The 18,083-nt window shown below is 64.5% G+C and carries 11 protein-coding genes; 7 read left to right on the forward strand and 4 right to left on the reverse strand.

The features are described 5' to 3' along the window. The first annotated feature begins 173 nt into the window (after positions 1 to 173). From smc to AC2EBU_RS02555, 5 genes are all read left to right on the forward strand, one after another. Entirely contained in the window at positions 174 to 3,686 is a 3,513-nt protein-coding gene (smc, locus tag AC2EBU_RS02535; protein ID WP_484608809.1) for a chromosome segregation protein SMC, read from the forward strand. Between the two features lie 19 nt (positions 3,687 to 3,705). Next, the gene (locus AC2EBU_RS02540) at positions 3,706 to 4,746 is read left to right on the forward strand and encodes a cell division protein ZipA C-terminal FtsZ-binding domain-containing protein (RefSeq protein ID WP_484608810.1); all 1,041 of its coding nucleotides are present in this window, start codon (positions 3,706 to 3,708) and stop codon (positions 4,744 to 4,746) included. Between the two features lie 23 nt (positions 4,747 to 4,769). After that, complete coding sequence (gene ligA, locus AC2EBU_RS02545; protein ID WP_484608811.1) at positions 4,770 to 6,890, forward strand: NAD-dependent DNA ligase LigA; 2,121 nt, start codon at positions 4,770 to 4,772, stop codon at positions 6,888 to 6,890. Continuing rightward, complete coding sequence (def, locus tag AC2EBU_RS02550; RefSeq protein WP_484608812.1) at positions 6,877 to 7,416, forward strand: peptide deformylase; 540 nt, start codon at positions 6,877 to 6,879, stop codon at positions 7,414 to 7,416. The genes ligA and def overlap by 14 nt, the downstream gene beginning before the upstream one ends. Positions 7,417 to 7,511: 95 nt before the next feature. After that, positions 7,512 to 8,123, forward strand: coding sequence for a class I SAM-dependent methyltransferase (locus AC2EBU_RS02555; RefSeq protein ID WP_484608813.1), 612 nt, complete (start codon positions 7,512 to 7,514; stop codon positions 8,121 to 8,123). A gap of 5 nt (positions 8,124 to 8,128) precedes the next feature. Here AC2EBU_RS02555 and AC2EBU_RS02560 read toward each other — a convergent pair whose 3' ends face one another. After that, on the reverse strand, positions 8,129 to 10,795 hold the full coding sequence (locus AC2EBU_RS02560; protein WP_484608814.1) for a [protein-PII] uridylyltransferase: 2,667 nt from the start codon (positions 10,793 to 10,795) through the stop codon (positions 8,129 to 8,131). After that, a complete protein-coding gene (gene map / locus AC2EBU_RS02565) occupies positions 10,796 to 11,620 on the reverse strand; it encodes a type I methionyl aminopeptidase (RefSeq protein WP_484608815.1) in 825 nt (274 codons plus the stop codon). Between the two features lie 172 nt (positions 11,621 to 11,792). Between map and purL the strand changes: the two genes are divergently transcribed. Continuing rightward, on the forward strand, positions 11,793 to 15,881 hold the full coding sequence (purL, locus tag AC2EBU_RS02570; RefSeq protein WP_484610098.1) for a phosphoribosylformylglycinamidine synthase: 4,089 nt from the start codon (positions 11,793 to 11,795) through the stop codon (positions 15,879 to 15,881). Then, complete coding sequence (locus AC2EBU_RS02575; RefSeq protein ID WP_484608816.1) at positions 15,878 to 16,864, forward strand: DUF808 domain-containing protein; 987 nt, start codon at positions 15,878 to 15,880, stop codon at positions 16,862 to 16,864. Before purL ends, AC2EBU_RS02575 begins: the two co-directional genes overlap by 4 nt. Before the next feature lie 31 nt (positions 16,865 to 16,895). Here AC2EBU_RS02575 and AC2EBU_RS02580 read toward each other — a convergent pair whose 3' ends face one another. Together AC2EBU_RS02580 and AC2EBU_RS02585 are read right to left on the reverse strand one after the other, a co-directional pair. Continuing rightward, positions 16,896 to 17,402, reverse strand: coding sequence for a phasin family protein (locus tag AC2EBU_RS02580; RefSeq protein ID WP_484608817.1), 507 nt, complete (start codon positions 17,400 to 17,402; stop codon positions 16,896 to 16,898). Between the two features lie 202 nt (positions 17,403 to 17,604). Further along, a complete protein-coding gene (locus AC2EBU_RS02585) occupies positions 17,605 to 18,066 on the reverse strand; it encodes a universal stress protein (protein WP_484608818.1) in 462 nt (153 codons plus the stop codon). Between the last annotated feature and the right edge of the window lie 17 nt (positions 18,067 to 18,083).

Below are 18,083 nucleotides of genomic sequence, written 5' to 3' on the forward strand. Positions count from 1 at the left end.
CCCATGGGGAAAAGGTCGCTTGTTGCTATGAAAAGGATACTGACCGATGCTCCGCAGGATATCGGTCTGGGGCGCGGTATCATGTTCGCCCGTCCCGGTGCCACTTCAGCACGCTGCAAATCCTTTGAAATCAATGACTTGGCCCACCTGAGGGGCCTTGCGGAACGTTCACGGTGCGTCTCAACTCGATCAAGCTCTCCGGCTTCAAGTCCTTTGCCGAGCCAACCAATTTCATGCTGCCAGGGCGGCTGGTCGGTGTCGTGGGGCCGAACGGCTGCGGCAAGTCCAACATCATGGACGCCGTACGCTGGGTTTTGGGCGAGTCCAAGGCGTCGGAGCTGCGCGGTGAGTCCATGCAGGACGTCATCTTCAATGGAACCACCCACCGCAAGCCTGCCAGCCGATCCAGCGTTGAGCTGGTGTTTGACAACAGCGACCACCGCGCCGGCGGACAGTGGAGCCAGTTCACCGAAATTGCTGTCAAGCGGGTGCTGACACGCGACGGAACCAGCAGCTACTACATCAACAACCAGCCGGTTCGGCGGCGCGATGTCCAGGATGTGTTTCTGGGTACTGGCCTGGGTCCTCGCGCCTACGCCATCATCGGACAGGGCACGATCAGCCGCATCATCGAGAGCAGGCCGGAGGAGCTGCGCCTGTTTCTGGAAGAGGCCGCTGGCGTCTCCAAATACAAGGAGCGTCGGCGGGAGACGGAGAACCGGCTTGCCGATACCCGGGAGAATCTGACGCGGGTCGACGATATTCTGCGTGAGCTCCATGCCAACCTCGAAAAACTCGAAAAGCAGGCAGAGGTCGCGCAGCGCTATCACCATCTGCAAGGTGATGCAACCTTGCGCCAGCACCAGCTTTGGTTTCTCAAACGGGCAGAAGCGCAGGCCGATCAGTTGCGGCTGAAGGCCGAGTCCGATCGTGCCTCGGTGGATCTGGAATCCCGCACGGCGGCTTTGCGCCATGTGGAAAGCGAGCTGGAAACGCTGCGCCAGGCCCACTACGAAGCCGGTGACCAGGTCAATCAGGCACAGGGTCGCCTGTACGAGGCCAGTGCCGAAGTGGGTCGCCTGGAGGCCGAAATCCGCTTTGTGGTCGAAGGGCGACAACGGGTTGAGCAACGCCTGGTGCAGCTGGATGAACAGGCTCGCCTGTGGGCCGACCGTGGCGAGACAGCCCGGCAAGACTCCCAGGCCCTTGCCGCCCAACAGGAGCAAGCGTCTGAGTCCGCTGAATTGCTTGCGGCGCAGGTGGATGAGCAGGGCGCGAACCAGCCCGGGCTGGAGGATGCGTTGCGCCAGGCGCAACTGCGTGCCAACGAACAACGGGGCACGGTGGTTCAGATCCAGCAGCAGATCCAGGTTTTGTCTGCCGAACAGCGGGGTATCGAGGAACAGGCACGGCAGGCCGGTCAGCGACGCGAACGGCTGTTGGCAGATCGCAGGGCGCTGATTGTCCCGGATGGGGAGCACTTGCATGCGATGCAGTCCCAGCTGGCGCAATCGACCGAGGCAGCCGAAATGGCCGAAGCAAGGCTGCACGAGCTGCAGGAACAACTGCCTCGACTGGATGACGAACGGCGACATCGCCAGAGTGCCGTCAATGACGAGGCCGCTCGGCTGGCTGCGCTGAATGCACGGCACCAGGCCCTGAAGGCGCTGCAGGAAAAGGTTCGTACCGATGGCAAGCTCAAGCCCTGGCTGATCCGCCATGGGCTCGATGGTCTGCAGGCGCTGTGGAGTCGTATCCATATCGAACCGGGCTGGGAGGCTGCCCTGGAAGCGGCGCTGCGGGAGCGCTTGTCCGCGCTGGCAGTGTCTCGACTGGAAATGGTGCGGGCCTTCGAGAGTGATCCCCCGGCCGCGCGGTGTGCGTTCTATCAGGCCCCGGTGGCCCCCGTTTGTGCGGGCAATGCCTCACGGCCGTCTCTGGCGGACCTGTTGCGCCTGGCCGAGCCGGCCGAGATGGCTATCGCCGGCGAGTGGCTCAAGGGGTGCTACACGGCACCCAGTCTGGAGCAGGCGCTGGCCGACCGCAGCTTGCTGCAACCCGGTGAAGCGTGGTACGTGCCGTCCGGACACGTGGTCACGCCGCACAGTGTCAGCTTCTACGCCCCCGACTCCGAACAGTCCGGGCTGCTGGCGCGGGCGCAGGAGATCGAAAACCTTGACAAACAGATTCGGGCCCAGGGTCTGATCGCCGAGGAGTCCCGCACCGCGCTGGCGCGGGCGGAAGCTGCCTACGCGGACGCGTCGCAGCGGCTGGTGGCGGTGCGGCGCGAGGCCGTCGAGACCCGCTCACGCGCCCACCAGCTGCAGGTCGAGACCCTGCGACTGACCCAGCTGGTGGAGCAGGCCCGCAGTCGAGGCGAGCAACTGGACAGCGATCTGGCAGAGCTCGACAGCCAGCTGGAGGCGCTGCAGGAGCGTAGGATTACGGCAGAAGCGCGTTTCGAAACCCTGGACATGCAACTTGCCGATACCCAGGAACGGCACGCTCAGCTGGACGAAAAGGTCATCGAAGCCGAACGGCGTCTGAACGAAAGCCGGGAACAGCTGCGGGCTCTGGAGCGCAAGGCGCAAGAGGCGGTTTTCGCCCAGCGCAGCCTGCATGCGCGGCAAGATGAGCTGGCCCGGACCATCGAAACGGCTGAAAGCCAGAGTCTCTCCGTTGCAGCCGAACGCCAGCGCGCACTTGACGAGCTGTCCCGATTGACCGATGCGGCCGCCCAGGCGGGATTGCAAAGCGCGCTGGCCCTCAAGCTGGACCGGGAGCAGGCGCTGGGCCACAGGCGCAGTCAGTACGACGACCTCACCGCGCGTTTGCGCGCCAGTGATGAAATGCGCCTGAAGCTCGAGCGCGAGCTCGATCCCCTGCGCCAGCGCATTACCGATTGTCAGCTCAAGGAACAGGCGGCTCGGCTGGGTCTGGAGCAATACCACCAGCTTCTTTCCGACGGGCAGGCCGATCTTGATGCGATCGCGCGATCCATCGAAGCCGGCGCGGTCCGCCTGGCCGGATTGCAGGCGGAAATCGACCGGCTGCACCGCGAGATTCAGGCCCTGGGCGCCGTGAACCTCGCTGCCCTGGACGAGTTGAGCACCGCCCGGGAGCGCAAAGGGTTCCTTGATTCCCAGAACGCGGACCTCAACGAGGCCATGCGGACCCTGGAAGACGCGATTCGCAAGATTGACGCCGAAACCCGCGAGCTTTTGGGCAGCACCTTCGAGACCGTCAATACCCATTTCGGCCGGATGTTTCCCGAATTGTTCGGTGGCGGAAACGCCCGACTGGTCATGACGGGCGAGGAAATCCTCGACTCAGGCGTGCAGGTCATGGCCCAGCCGCCGGGCAAGAAGAACCAGACCATCCACCTGCTGTCGGGCGGCGAGAAGGCGCTGACGGCGATTGCCTTGGTTTTTGCCATCTTCCAGCTCAATCCGGCGCCGTTTTGTCTGCTCGACGAAGTCGACGCTCCCTTGGATGATGCCAACACCGAACGCTATGCCAAGCTGGTAACGAGCATGGCACGGAGCACGCAGTTCCTGTTCATCAGCCACAACAAGATCGCGATGGAAATGGCCGAACAGTTGATCGGTGTCACGATGCAGGAGCAAGGCGTTTCGCGTATTGTTGCCGTCGATATGGAATCAGCCATCGGCATGACGCAGGAATAAGTGCGGGAGCAACAAGACAATGAACTCTTTGCAGGTTTGGCTGGCAATCGCGGGGGGCGTGGTGCTGGCGGTGGTTGTCGCCCATGGGGCCTGGGTGGCGCGGCGGAAAGCGCCCCGACAGGCCGACCCCGCCGACGGGCCGACGTCCCCCGATCATGGTGAGGGCGCCGGCCGCCGCACCGAGCCCACCCTTGATGGCGCTGCCATGGCGCCCCTGGCGGTTCCCGCTCCCGAGCGCCGTCCACCGCTTGACGCGTTGATCGACTGTCTGGCCTCGATCGCCGTCGATGGCGTCGTCTCCGGTGACGCGGCTCTGGCAGCCATGCCGGCGACGCGGAGAGCGGGCAGCAAGCCGACAGGCATCGAAGGCCTCAACGAGGTGACGGGACACTGGGAGTTCCCGGTTGCCGGGCAGCGCTACCGGGCGTTTCAGGCCGGGGTCCAGCTGGCCAACCGCAGCGGCCCGCTCAATGAGATCGAATTCTCGGAGTTTGTTGTCAAGGCGCAGGCTTTTGCCGACGCGGTAGGCGGCATGCCAGACTTTCCCAACATGCTCACTGAAGTGGCACGAGGCCGGGAACTGGACCAGTTTTCCGGCACCCATGATGCGCAGCTGGGGTTTACTCTGCGCGCGCGCCAGACGGCCTGGAGTGCCGGGTACGTCCACCAGCAGGCGGCTCGTCTCGGATTTGTGGCAGGGGCGATTCCCGGTCGTCTGGTCCTTCCCGGCAGCGTACCGGGCGTGCCGGCCATACTGGAGTTGGGCTTCGATACCCGTGCGGCTTTGTCTGACGATCCCGCACTGTCGTCCATCCAGCAGGTCACGCTGAGTCTGGATGTGCCCCATGTCGCCCGTATCGAACGTCCGTTCGTCCGTTTGCGTGAGGCTGCCCAAGCCCTTGCTGCCGCCATGGATGGCGTTGTCACCGACGATAACGGCCAGCCCCTCAGCACGGATACGCTTGATCGCATCGGTGCTGACCTGGAGCAGTTGTACGACGCGCTGGAGGAGCGTGACCTGGCTGCCGGGTCGCCGCAGGCGCGGCGCCTGTTTTCCTGAGCTGCCTCGAACCGTCGTCTGGCATGTCCACCGCCGATCTTTTTACCCCCGAGGAACCCGATGGGGCAGGCGATCCGCCCCTCGTCGAACGCGCTGCGTGGCTACGTGCCGTCTTGCACCACCATGCCTGGCGTTACTACACGCTGGATGAGCCTGAGATTCCGGACGCGGAATACGACCGGTTGTTCCAGGAACTGCAGGCGCTGGAAGCTGAGCATCCGGAACTGCAGACGGTCGATTCGCCGACCCAGCGGGTCGGCGGCCGAATACTGGAAGGACTGAGCCCGGTAACCCATGTGGTACCCATGCTGTCGATTCAGACGGAGACCGACACCACGGCAGCGGGCGCCGCAGCGTTCGATTCCCGTGTCCGCCGGGAGTTGGGTCTGGCCGATGGCGATCCGCCGCTGGAGTACGCTGCCGAGCTCAAATTTGACGGCCTGGCCATCAATCTGCGCTACGAAAGAGGTGTTCTTGTTCTGGCCGCCACCCGAGGGGATGGAGAAACCGGCGAAGACGTCACGCAGAACATTCGAACCATTGGCCAGATACCGCTGGTTCTGCAAGGCCCGGCCCCAGAGGTGGTCGAGGTTCGCGGCGAGGTCTACATGCGCCGAGATGATTTCGAGAGGTTGAACGAACGACAACGGGAAAAGGGTGACAAAACCTATGTCAACCCGCGCAACACGGCGGCCGGCGCGGTTCGCAACCTGGACCCGGCGGTGACGGCGCAGCGCCCTTTGTCCTTTTTTGCCTACGGTGTGGGAGATATCCGGGGTTGGGACTTGCCGGCCACACACAGCGCACTACTGGATGCGCTGTTGTCCTTCGGCCTGCCGGTCTGCGACGATCGCTGTGTGGCGCACGGCGCACCGGGTCTTGTGGCGTTCCACGACCAGGTCAGCGCCCGGCGGGATGCGCTTCCGTTCGACATTGACGGTGTGGTCTACAAGGTGAATTCGCTCGCCCTGCAACGGGCCTTGGGATTCAAGACGCGCGAACCCCGCTGGGCGGTGGCTCACAAGTATCCAGCCCAGGAGCAAGTGACCACGGTACTGGCCATCGATGTACAGGTAGGCCGCACCGGCAAACTGACACCGGTGGCGAAATTGGCGCCGGTTTTTGTGGGCGGTGTGACGGTGACCAATGCCACTTTGCATAACGAGGACGAAGCTCGGCGCAAGGACGTGCGGGTGGGCGACACGGTTTTCATACGCCGCGCCGGTGACGTCATACCCGAGGTCGTTGCCGTGCTGGCGGACCGACGTCCGGAGGGCACCACGGTCTTCACCATGCCCGCGCACTGCCCGGTCTGCGGTAGCGCGGCCGTGCGCGAGGACGGTGAGGTGGACAGCCGGTGTACCGGGGGCCTTTTCTGTGGCGCACAGCGAAAACAGGCGATCCTTCATTTCGCCCAACGGCGGGCGCTGGACATTGAGGGCCTCGGCGAAAAGCTGGTGGATCAGCTGGTGGATTCCGGAATCGTCAGAGCGCTCCCCGACCTTTACCGCATGGGTCTGTCTGCACTGGCCAGCCTGGATCGAATGGCTGACAAATCGGCTCAGAACATTCTTTTCGCACTGGAACATTCCAAACGGACCACGTTGCCGCGTTTCCTTTTCGGACTGGGTATCCGGCACGTCGGAGAAGCCACCGGCAAGGATCTGGCGTCGCATTTCGGCACGCTCGATGGCATCATGAACGCGTCGATTGACCAACTTTTGCAGGTCTCGGACGTCGGGCCGGTGGTTGCCAAAAGCATCCGCACCTTTTTTGACCAGCCCCATAACCGCGAGGTCGTCGAGCAGTTGCGCGCCTGCGGCGTCACCTGGGAGGAGGGTGAACCCGCGGCGCAGGTGCCCAAGCCGCTCGCGGGCCGGACCGTTGTGCTGACCGGCACGTTGCCCACGCTGAGCCGTGATCAGGCCAAAGACCTTCTGGAGGCGTCAGGCGCCAAGGTATCCGGTTCGGTGAGTAAAAAGACCCACTACGTTGTGGCCGGCTCGGAGGCCGGCAGCAAGCTGGACAAGGCCCGCGAACTGGGTGTGCCGGTGCTGGACGAGGCAGGTCTGATGGCTCTGCTGGCAGGAGGGCCCGGACCCAGCGACATGCCGAACCGGGAGGTGACCGATGGCGATTCGTGAAATCCTGAAAATGGGCGATCCCCGCCTGTTGCGTGTGGCGCAGCCTGTCATCGCCTTTGACACCGAGGCGGTGCATCAACTGGTACGCGACCTGCTGGAAACCATGGCGGCGGTCAACGGCGCGGGGCTGGCGGCGCCTCAGATCGGCGTGGACCTGCAACTCGTGGTGTTTGGCACCAATGCACCAAACCCGCGATACCCCGACGCTCCCCTGGTTCCCCGCACGGTACTGTGCAACCCGGTGATCACGCCGCTGGGTGATACCGAGGAGGAGGGGTGGGAGGGGTGTCTCTCTGTGCCCGGCTTACGTGGCGTGGTGCCCCGCTGGTCCCGAATCCGCTACACCGGTTTCGATCCTTTTGGTGACCCGATCGACCGCTGCGTGGAGGGTTTTCATGCCCGGGTGGTGCAACACGAATGCGACCACCTGGTGGGCAAGCTCTATCCGATGCGCATGCGCGATTTCAGCCGATTTGGCTTCACTGAGGTGCTTTTCCCGGGCCTGGACGCTGCCCAGGACGATTGAATCGGTTGAAAACGCCCATTGCCGACGACGGCTCACCCTCTCTCGGTTATGCGGTCAAGTACGAAACGGTTCGCGGCAGTGGTGCCGACCTGCGGATGCGCTCGCTGCAGGACCGGCAGCAGTTTCACGATCCAGACGGTGAGGCGGAGCGTGCCGGCATTTCCTCGGCCCTGTGGCCACTCTTTGGCCTGCTCTGGCCCTCGGGCAAGGTGCTGGCGCACGCCATGTTGGCCTTTGAGCTGGACGGAAAGCGCATTCTTGAACTTGGCTGTGGTCTCGCGCTGGCGAGCATGGTCATCCATCGGCGCGGGGGGGATGTCACTGCCAGCGATTGCCACCCGCTGGCTGAAACTTTCCTGAAAGAGAACCTGCGCCTGAACCATCTGCCGCCCATGAAATACCAGACCGGTAACTGGGGGCGCTCGGCGAGCGATATGGGGCGGTTCGATCTGATCATCGGCAGCGACCTGCTTTACGACCGGAACCAGCCGCAGGCTTTGTCAGCCTTCATTGACGAACATTCGTGTTCGACCGTCGAGGTGGTGATCGTCGATCCCGACCGCGGAAACATATCGGGTTTCAATCGTTGCATGCACGGCCTGGGTTACACGCACTCCCAAAGTCGCGTCTCATTGCTGCCCGATGGCATCACATCCTTCAAAGGGCGCGTGCACAGCTACGGGCGGTCGTCCTTGCCCGCTCCCTGATTGGATCAGGCGGCCAGGGCTTCCAGCAGCTCGGTTTCGATTTCGATCTGGCGGCGACTTTGTTGCAACTCAGGGCCGTCGATCAGAAAAGTGTCTTCCACTCGTTCACCCAGGGTGGTGATCTTGGCCAGTTGCAAGTTGATCTGATGGCGGGCCAACACCCGGGCCACCCGGTACAACAGTCCGACCCGGTCACTGGCCGACACGCTCAGAAGCCAGCGCTGAGCCTTCTCATCCGGACGGAGACTGATGCGAGGCGTGATCGGAAAGCTCTTGACGCGCCGTGAGACACGGCCCCGGCTGGGTGCTGGCAAGGGCCCGGGATGGGTCAGCGTATGGGTGAGATCGCTTTCGACCATGGTGATCAGTTCGCGGTAGTGGTCTGCCAGCAAGGTGGTCACTACCTGGAAGGTATCCAGAGCGTAGCCGTTCCCCGTGGTGTGCACTTTCGCATCAAGAATGCTGAAGCCGGCATGATCGAAGTAGCCACAGATGCGGGCAAACAGGTCGGTCTGGTCGGGGGTGTAGACCAACACCTGCAGACCTTCGCCGACGGGTGACCGGCGTGCACGCACCACCGTGGGCCCCGCGATGGTTTGTGCCGCAGCGGTCGCCCGGACCACATGACGCGCCAGATTGCGGGTATGCCAGGCAATGTCGGCCGCATCGTGTCGCATGAAGTAACCCACGTCCAGCGTGTCCCACAGGGCTTTGTGGCCCTCGAAGGGTTCGGCGTGCAGGGCGAGCTGTACCAGTGCCTCCCGTTTGCGGGCCTCGACGTCGGCGGCGGCGTCGGGCGCGCGTCCGCCCAGTACCCGCAAGGTGTACCGATACAGGTCTTCGAGCAGCTTGCCCTTCCAGGCGTTCCAGACCTTGGGGCTGGTGCCGCGGATGTCCGCCACGGTCAGAAGGTACAACGCCGTCAGCCGCCGCTCGGTGCCGACACGACGTGCGAAAGCAGCGATGACGTCCGGATCGCCCAGGTCTTCCTTCTGGGCAATGCGGCTCATGCTCAGATGCTCGGATACCAGGAACACCACGAGATTCGCGTCATCGCCGTCAATGCCATGTTGACGACAGAAGCGGCGCATTTCGGTAGCGCCCAGCGCCGAGTGGTCACCGCCACGCCCTTTGGCGATGTCATGAAACAAGGCGGCAACATAGAGCAGCCAGGGCTTGTCCCAGCCAGCGGCCAGTTGCGAACAGAACGGGTACTCGTGCGCATGCTCGGCAATGAAAAAACGCCGAACATTGCGCAGCACCATCAGGATGTGCTGGTCCACCGTGTAAACATGGAACAGGTCATGCTGCATCTGGCCCACAATGCGTCGGAACACCCAAAGGTAGCGTCCAAGCACCGAAGTCTGGTTCATCAGCCGAATGACATGGGTGATGCCTGTGGGTTGCTGAAGGATCTGCAGGAACATGGCCCGATTGGCCGGATCGGCACGGAAACGGGCGTTCATCACGCCTCTGACGTTGTAGAGCGCCCTGAGCGTTCGCACCGACAGTCCCTGGATGCCCACGGCAGTCTGAAAAACCCGGAAGGTCTCCAGAATGGCCCGGGGCTCGCGCTGGTACAGCCCATCGTCGACCACTTCCAGCATGGCGGCCTTTTCGACGAACCGAGGGTGAGGGGGATTCAGCGGACGCGCCTGCGCCTGTTGCTGCGGATTGAGTTGCTCTTCAATGTTGAGCAGGAGAATCTGGTTGAGCTGCACCACGGCCTTGGCAGCCCAGTAATAGCGCCGCATCAGGCGCTCGCTGGCGCGTTCGGCCAGGCGTCCGTCGGGTGTGCTGGTTGCTTCCAGCCCGAAGGATTCCGCGACGGCGGTCTGCAGATCAAAGACCAGGCGATCCTCGCGGCGCTGGGCGATCAGATGGAGCCGGGCGCGGATCATGGACAACACGGCTTCGTTGTGGCGAATCTGGCGAGCTTCGAACGGTGTTGCCAGGCCCCGCCGGGCGAGTTCGTCCCAGCTGCGGCCTAAGCCGGCGGCCCGCGCCACCCAGAGGATGACCTGCAAGTCTCGCAGGCCCCCGGGTGACTCCTTGCAATTGGGTTCCAGCGCATACGGCGTGTTTTCGAATTTCGTGTGCCGCTGACGCATCTCCAGTGTCTTCGCGATCAGGAAGGCGTGGGGGTCCATCGCGGTGTCAAAGCGTTCGCGGAAAGCATCGAACAGATCGCTGCTGCCAACGATCAGGCGCGATTCGAGCAATGATGTCTGCACCGTGACATCACGGGTCGCCTCCTCGACACACTCTCGCAGAGTGCGCACGCTGGAGCCGATCTCCAGCCCGGCGTCCCAGCAGCGACCGATGAAGGTTTCGATCCGTGTCTTGAGATCCTCGTCTCGGTGGGGGTCGGTGCCGTCAGGCAGGAGCAAAAGCACGTCGACGTCGGATCGAGGGAACAGTTCACCGCGCCCGTATCCGCCCACGGCGACCAATGCCAGGTCAGGGCCGAATTCGCTGGCCTGCCACAGCTGGATCAGTGTCTGGTCCGCCAGGCGCGCGAGTTTTTGCAGCGTCGCGCGGACCCCTCGGACCGAGCCGCCCCGCGCGGCCAGTGCCTTCAGCAACGCGGATTTTTCTGACAGGTAACGCTCGCGCCAGACGGCCGGACCTTCCGTCGCGCGGGGGGGGGAATCAGGGACTGGGGAATTCACTCAGGCAGCGATTGCGGGGGTCGAACGGGTGATCCAGGACGGTGGCGGCGGGCTGCCGGCCGAAACCGTCAAAACCTCGTAGCCGGTCTCGGTCACCAGCACGGTGTGTTCCCACTGGGCTGAAAGCGAGCGGTCACGGGTTACGATGGTCCAACCGTCGCCCAGTTCCTTGATGTCCCGTCGCCCGGCATTGATCATCGGCTCGATCGTAAAAGTCATTCCAGGCGCCAGTTCCGCCAGGGTGCCGGGTTTGCCGTAGTGCAGGATTTGTGGCTCTTCATGAAAAACACGGCCGATGCCGTGACCACAGAACTCGCGAACAATGGAAAAGCCATGACCCTCGGCAAAGCGCTGAATGGCGTGGCCGATGTCCCCCAGCCGGGCGCCCGGGCGAACCTGTTCGATTCCCTTCCACATGGCCTCATACGTCAGTGCCGCCAGACGCCGGGTGGCGATCGAGCAGTCGCCGACCAGGAACATTCGGCTGGTGTCACCGTGCCAGCCGTCCTTGATCACCGTAATGTCGATATTGAGCGAGTCGCCTTTCTTCAGCGGCTTGTCGTTCGGAATGCCATGGCAGACCTGGTGGTTGATTGAAGTGCAGATCGATTTCGGATAGGGGATGTACCCCGGGGGCTGATAGTTCAGCGGCGCGGGAGTGGCGCCTTGCACCTGGACGATGTAGTCGTGCGCCAGGCGATCAAGCGCATTGGTTGTCACGCCCGGCTTCACATGCGGGGTCAGGTAGTCGAGAACCTCGGAGGCCAGTCGGCCGGCGGTGCGCATGCCGGCGATGCCTTCGGCGTCTTTGATCGAAATCGTCATGGGCGCGGATTATCCCATCCGTTGGTGCGACCGGCCCACCCGCTCGAACGCGGGTGTGCGCGGGCGCAGAAGCGGTTCGTGCCAACCGGGCGGGTAAAATCGCGGCTTGCGCGCGGTGCCCCAGTCAGCGGCCTGCGCAACGGCTTCTCTGCCCATCACCCAGGCCTTGCTTGTGACCTACCCGATCTCCACATTCCCCGGCGGCAACGCCCTCAGCGGTTTCCGCGTGCAGCAGCTTTTGCCCCGTTTGGCTGCCGTTGATACGCGCATCCATGGTCTGTCGGCGCGTTTTGTCCATCTGGTGCTGTCCGACGCACCACTGGCCGATGGCGACCGGCAGCGCCTTTCCGCGCTGCTGACCTACGGCGAGCCTGCCGACGGCCGTGACGAGGGAGAATCGATCGTGGTGTCGCCCCGACTGGGCACGGTGTCACCCTGGGCATCCAAGGCGACCGACATCACCCACAACTGCGGCCTGGCGATCCGGCGTGTGGAGCGCATCACCGAGTACCGGGTGGTGCTGAAGCAGCCGCTGCTGGGCCAGGCCCGCCTGACGCCGGCACAGCGGGACGCTGTGGCCGCGGTGCTGCACGACCGCATGACCGAATCGGTGCTGGCCGACCGCGACGCTGCAGCGCTGCTGTTCTCCGAGCTGCACCCGGCGCCCATGGAGCATGTGGACGTGCTCGGTGGCGGGCGCGCCGCGCTGGAGCGGGCCAACACCGACTGGGGTCTGGCGCTGGCGGGCGACGAAATCGATTACCTCGTCAACGCCTTCACCACACTGGGACGCAACCCCACCGACGTGGAGCTGATGATGTTCGCCCAGGCCAACAGCGAACACTGCCGGCACAAGATTTTCAATGCCCAGTTCACCGTCGACGGGGTGGCGCAACCCCACAGCCTGTTCGGCATGATCCGCAACACCCACCGCCTGGCGCCGCAGCACACCGTGGTGGCCTACTCGGACAACGCCTCGGTCATGGAAGGGGGCGTTATCGAGCGTTTTGTGGCAAAAATGACCCATAGCCAGCGTGAAAAGGTCACTTTCTGCTATGAAAAAAGTATCGAAACGGCGCATGTCCTGATGAAGGTGGAAACCCACAACCACCCCACCGCCATCTCGCCGTTCCCCGGCGCGGCCACCGGCGCCGGCGGTGAAATCCGCGACGAGGGGGCCACCGGGCGCGGCTCCGAGCCCAAGGCCGGCCTGACCGGATTCACCGTGGGCAAACTCTGGGACGGCCTGTCCGACCAGCCGGGCGGCAAACCCGGCCACATCGCCAGCCCCCTGCAGATCATGACCGAAGGCCCGCTGGGCGGCGCGGCCTTCAACAACGAGTTCGGCCGGCCGAACCTGGCGGGGTATTTCCGCGAATACGAACTGGCGGTGGGCGGCGTGCAGCGCGGCTACCACAAGCCCATCATGATCGCCGGCGGCCTGGGAACCATCGCCGCGGACCAGACGACCAAAATCGAGTTTCCCGCCGGCACGCTGCTGATCCAGCTGGGCGGCCCGGGCATGCGCATCGGCATGGGCGGCGGCGCGGCCAGCTCCCTGGCCACGGGCACCAACGCGGCCGAGCTGGATTTTGATTCGGTGCAGCGCGGCAACCCCGAGATCGAGCGCCGGGCGCAGGAGGTGATCAACCACTGCTGGGCCCAGGGCGCGGACAACCCGATCCTGGCCATTCATGACGTGGGCGCGGGCGGCCTGTCCAACGCCTTCCCGGAACTGACCAACGACGCCGGCCGCGGCGCGCGTTTTGACCTCCGGGCCGTGCCGCTGGAAGAGTCGGGCCTGGCGCCCAAGGAAATCTGGTGCAACGAAAGCCAGGAACGCTATGTACTGGCCATCGCGCCCGAATCGCTGGAGACCTTTCGGGCCTTCTGCGAGCGCGAGCGCTGCCCGTTCGCGGTGGTGGGGGTGGCGACGGAACAGCGGGAACTGTTGGTGTACGAGGGAGACGGCGTGAGCGGCGCCGGGCCGTCCCAAGCCGCGAGGGCCCCCTCGGGGGGCAGCGAATCACGCGAAGTGGAGAGCGTGGGGGCACCCGTCCACATGCCCATGGACGTGCTGCTGGGCAAACCGCCCAAGATGCACCGTGACGTCCGGACCGTGGCGCGCGAATTCCAGCCGCTGGACCTGTCCGGCATCACCCTGCAGCAGGCGGTGATCGACGTTCTGAGCCACCCGACCGTGGCGTCCAAGCGGTTCCTGGTCACCATCGGTGACCGCACCGTGGGCGGCCTGACCCACCGCGATCAGATGGTCGGCCCGTGGCAGGTGCCGGTGGCGGATTGCGCCGTCACGCTGGCCGACTACGCCGGCTTTGCCGGTGAAGCCATGAGCATGGGCGAGCGCACGCCGCTGGCCGCGCTGGACGCCGCGGCCTCTGGACGCATGGCGGTGGCCGAGGCCATCACCAACCTGCTGGCCGCACCGATCGAGCTGCCCCGCGTCAAGCTGTCGGCCAACTGGATGGCCGCCTGCGGCGAGCCCGGCGAGGACGCCGACCTGTACGCCACGGTGCGGGCCGTGGGCATGGAGTTGTGCCCGGCGCTGGGCATTTCCATCCCGGTGGGCAAGGACAGCCTGTCCATGCGCACCCAGTGGCAGTACGCGGGCGAGACGAAGAAGGTGACCTCCCCAGTCAGCCTGATCGTCAGCGCCTTTGCCACGCTGGCCGACGTGCGCGGCACCCTGACTCCGCAGCTCGATGCCACCACCGAAGACACCACGCTGATCCTGGTCGACCTCGGCCAGGGCCGCAACCGTCTGGCCGGCAGCATCCTGGGGCAGACCCGCGGGCAGGGCGGCTGCCCGGTGCGTGACGGGGTGCCGGACCTGGACAACGCGCAGGATCTGGTCCGCCTGGTCGATGCGGTCAATGCGCTGCGCGCCGCGGGCAAGGTCCTCGCCTACCACGACCGCAGCGACGGCGGCCTGCTGGCCACCGTGGCCGAAATGGCCTTTGCCGGCCACGTCGGGGTGGCGCTGAACGTGGACATGCTGATCACCGAAGGCGACGGCATCAGCGACAGCCGCATGGATGCCGGTGACGCCAAAAACTGGGCCACGCAGGTCAGTGCCCGGCGCGAAGAGCTCACGCTCAAGGCCCTGTTTGCCGAAGAACTGGGCGTGGTGTTGCAGGTGCGCACGGCCGAGCGCAACGACGTGATGCAGGTGCTGCGCGCGCACGGTCTGTCGCGATACAGCCATTTCATCGGCAAAACCCGGCCGGCGGCGTCGCCGCTGGACGCCGGCAAAGGCGCGCTGTCGATCTGGCGCGACACCAAGGAAGTGTTCAGCGCCAGCCTGCACGATCTGCACCAGGTCTGGGACAGCGTCAGCTGGAAGATCTGCCAGCAGCGCGACAACCCGGCCTGCGCCGATGCCGAACACGTCGCCGCGGGTGCACCGGCCGATCCCGGCCTGCACCTGTCGCTGCGCTTCGACCCGTCTGACAACGTGGCGGCGCCCTTCCTGAACCTGGCGCGGCCGAAGGTCGCCATCCTGCGCGAGCAGGGCGTGAACTCCCATGTGGAAATGGCCTACGCGTTCACCGAAGCCGGCTTCGAGGCCCACGACGTCCACATGACCGACCTGCAGACCGGCCGCGCCCGGCTGGCCGATTTCAACGGTGTGGTGGCCTGCGGTGGCTTCAGCTACGGCGACACGCTGGGCGCCGGTATCGGGTGGGCCCGCAGCATCACCTTCAACCCGGTGCTGGCCGCGCAATTCCAGGGCTTTTTCGGCCGCGCGGACACCTTCGGCCTCGGGGTGTGCAACGGCTGCCAGATGTTTGCCGAACTCGCCGACATCATTCCCGGCGCGCAGGACTGGCCCCGCTTCACCACCAACCAGAGCGAGCGTTTCGAAGCCCGCTATGCGATGGTCGAAGTGCTGGAGTCACCCAGCCTGTTCCTGCAGGGCATGGCCGGCAGCCGGCTGCCGATCGCGGTGGCGCACGGCGAAGGCTATGCCAATTTCCGCTTCCGCGGCCATGCCGGCAAAGCCATCGCCGCGATGCGTTTTGTCGACAACCATGGCACGGCCACTGAAACCTACCCCTTCAACCCCAACGGCAGCCCGGGCGGCCTGACGGCCGTCACCACCGCCGATGGCCGCTTCACGGCCATGATGCCGCACCCCGAGCGGGTGTTCCGCAACATCCAGATGAGCTGGACCAGCGGCGACCCGGCCGCCGCCAGCCCTTGGATGCGGATCTGGCGCAACGCGAGAAAGTGGGTGGGATGATGGCGACCAGTCTGCTGGCCCTGCTGGACGATATCGCCACCTTGCTCGACGACGTGGCCGCGATGGCCAAGGTCGCCGCCCGCCAGGGGGTGGCCGCGGCCGATGATGTGGCAGCAATGACACAACTGGCGGCGAAAAAGACGGCAGGAGTTCTGGGCGATGACCTGGCGCTGAATGCTCAGCAGGTGACGGGCGTGCGGGCCGACCGTGAGTTGCCGGTGGTCTGGGCGGTGGCCAAAGGTTCTCTTGTCAACAAAGCGATCCTCGTGCCGGCCGCGCTGGCCATCAGCGCCCTGGCACCGTGGCTGATCACCCCGTTGTTGATGGCGGGCGGTGCTTTCCTGTGTTTCGAGGGAGCGGAGAAGCTGCTGCACAAGTTGTTCCACAAACCGTCGGACGATGCGGCCCGGCATGCGCAGCGGGTATCTGCCGTGTCGAACGAATCCATCGATATCGTTGCCTTCGAAAAAGAAAAGATCAAAGGCGCAGTGCGCACCGATTTCATTCTCTCGGCAGAGATCATCGTCATCTCGCTCGGGACCGTCGCCGCCGCCAGCTTTGCGCAGCGGGTGTCCGTCCTGGTCGGGATTTCTATCCTGATGACCGTCGGGGTCTATGGACTGGTCGCGGGGATAGTGAAACTGGACGACCTGGGTCTTTATCTGACGCGCCAGGTGTCAACGACGCGCCAAACGCTCGGTCGAGGCATTCTGGCGCTGGCCCCGTGGCTGATGAGGGCCTTGTCCGTCCTGGGAACTGCGGCGATGTTCCTGGTCGGCGGCGGGATTCTGGTTCACGGGGTGCCTTGGTTGCACCACGTGGCTGGTTCGGTCGAGGGGTTTTTTCCGCCGGGACCCTTCGCCGGCCTGTGGCAAGGGCTCGCCGCCGCAGCATTCAACGGTTTGGCCGGTGTGATGGCGGGCGCGGCGGTGGTTGCTCTGGTTGCCCTCGCGCACCGGCTCCGGCCAAAAGGCGCCCACTAGCGGGCCGTTTCCGGCCCGCTGATCCGTGCCATCAGGCCGCTTTTTTGCGGTAACCGAGGCGCGTGAGCGCGTCCTTGATCCGAACGTCAACGACGTTGCTGACGGTTCCGATGCCTTGATCGACGGCCTCCGTTGCGCTGTTGATGCGGTCCTTGATGAGGTCGGTGTTGGAATCAATCGCACCACGGGCCTGCGATTCAAATTTCTCGCCGGCCTTGACCAGGGCTTCGAAAGCCTTCTCGCCGCGTTCGCCGGTCGAGGTGGTGACTTTTGCCAATGCGCCCAGGCCAGCGAGCCAGATCGAGCGCTGCGTGTCGATCAAGCGAAACGATGCATCACGGGTCATGTGTACAACGCTGGAGACTTTGCGCGTGCTCTTGGTAGCCACCTGTTTGAGTGTGGGCTTGGCCGCAACGGCTTTTTTTGCCCGGGTGGCTGTGGCGGTTGCGGTTGCCTTGGCGCGGGATTTGACGGCCTTGACCGTGGTCGTGACTTCGGCGGCCGTGTTTTCTACGGGAGTTTTGGCGCGGGTTGCCATGTTGGTGTTCCTTCAGGATGTTCCGGCCATTCAGAGGTTGCAAGGCCGTGGTGCAGGCTGAAGTATTTCCGGCCGGCCTAGAGAAGACAACTTAACGGCCTAGGGAAGCATGCTTAACTTCGCGCGTGGGTGACCGCTGCGCCGCAACGGCCCCGGCCTGACCCGCGATGCCCCCTCGGCGCTGTCGCAGGTTTCAACGCGCTCAAGGGGTGTCTTCGGGGGCCGGTTCGGGTGGCACAGGCGGTTTGACCACAAGCACCGGCACGGGCGACGCCTTGACCAGATCCAGTGCGACCGATCCGGACCACGCCTTGCGCAGCAAGCCCATCGCATGGGTGCCGATGATGATCAGGTCACAGGCATGTTCCTCCACCAGGTCGACCACGGCATGGGCCGGATCGCCCGTAACGACGGCCACATCGGCATCGAAACCCGCCTGGCGCAGCAGTTCGAGTGCCGGCTGCAGCATGTGTTCACCGGCCGCGTGGCTGACGTTCTCCAGGACTTGCGGGTCGTGCGCTGTGACAATCTCGTACAAGCTGGCCGGCTCCTGAACGTTGGCAAGCAGAAACTCGGTTTTCAGACCTTCGGCGGCAAGTGACAGTGCAAAACGCACTTCGTGCAGGGCCAGTTCGGAACCGTCGATAGGCAGCAGAATTTTCATGTTCGTTCAGGGTTGGC

The organism is Curvibacter sp. T50, from assembly GCF_057219955.1.

Excerpts from the sequence above, each read along its gene's own strand:
- AC2EBU_RS02540 (WP_484608810.1), top strand. The coding sequence starts at position 3,706 with ATGAACTCTTTGCAGGTTTGGCTGGCAATCGCGGGGGGCGTGGTGCTG.
- ligA (WP_484608811.1), top strand. The coding sequence starts at position 4,770 with ATGTCCACCGCCGATCTTTTTACCCCCGAGGAACCCGATGGGGCAGGC.
- def (WP_484608812.1), top strand. The coding sequence starts at position 6,877 with ATGGCGATTCGTGAAATCCTGAAAATGGGCGATCCCCGCCTGTTGCGT.
- AC2EBU_RS02555 (WP_484608813.1), top strand. The coding sequence starts at position 7,512 with ATGCGCTCGCTGCAGGACCGGCAGCAGTTTCACGATCCAGACGGTGAG.
- map (WP_484608815.1), bottom strand. The coding sequence starts at position 11,620 with ATGACGATTTCGATCAAAGACGCCGAAGGCATCGCCGGCATGCGCACC.
- AC2EBU_RS02575 (WP_484608816.1), top strand. The coding sequence starts at position 15,878 with ATGATGGCGACCAGTCTGCTGGCCCTGCTGGACGATATCGCCACCTTG.
- AC2EBU_RS02580 (WP_484608817.1), bottom strand. The coding sequence starts at position 17,402 with ATGGCAACCCGCGCCAAAACTCCCGTAGAAAACACGGCCGCCGAAGTC.
- AC2EBU_RS02585 (WP_484608818.1), bottom strand. The coding sequence starts at position 18,066 with ATGAAAATTCTGCTGCCTATCGACGGTTCCGAACTGGCCCTGCACGAA.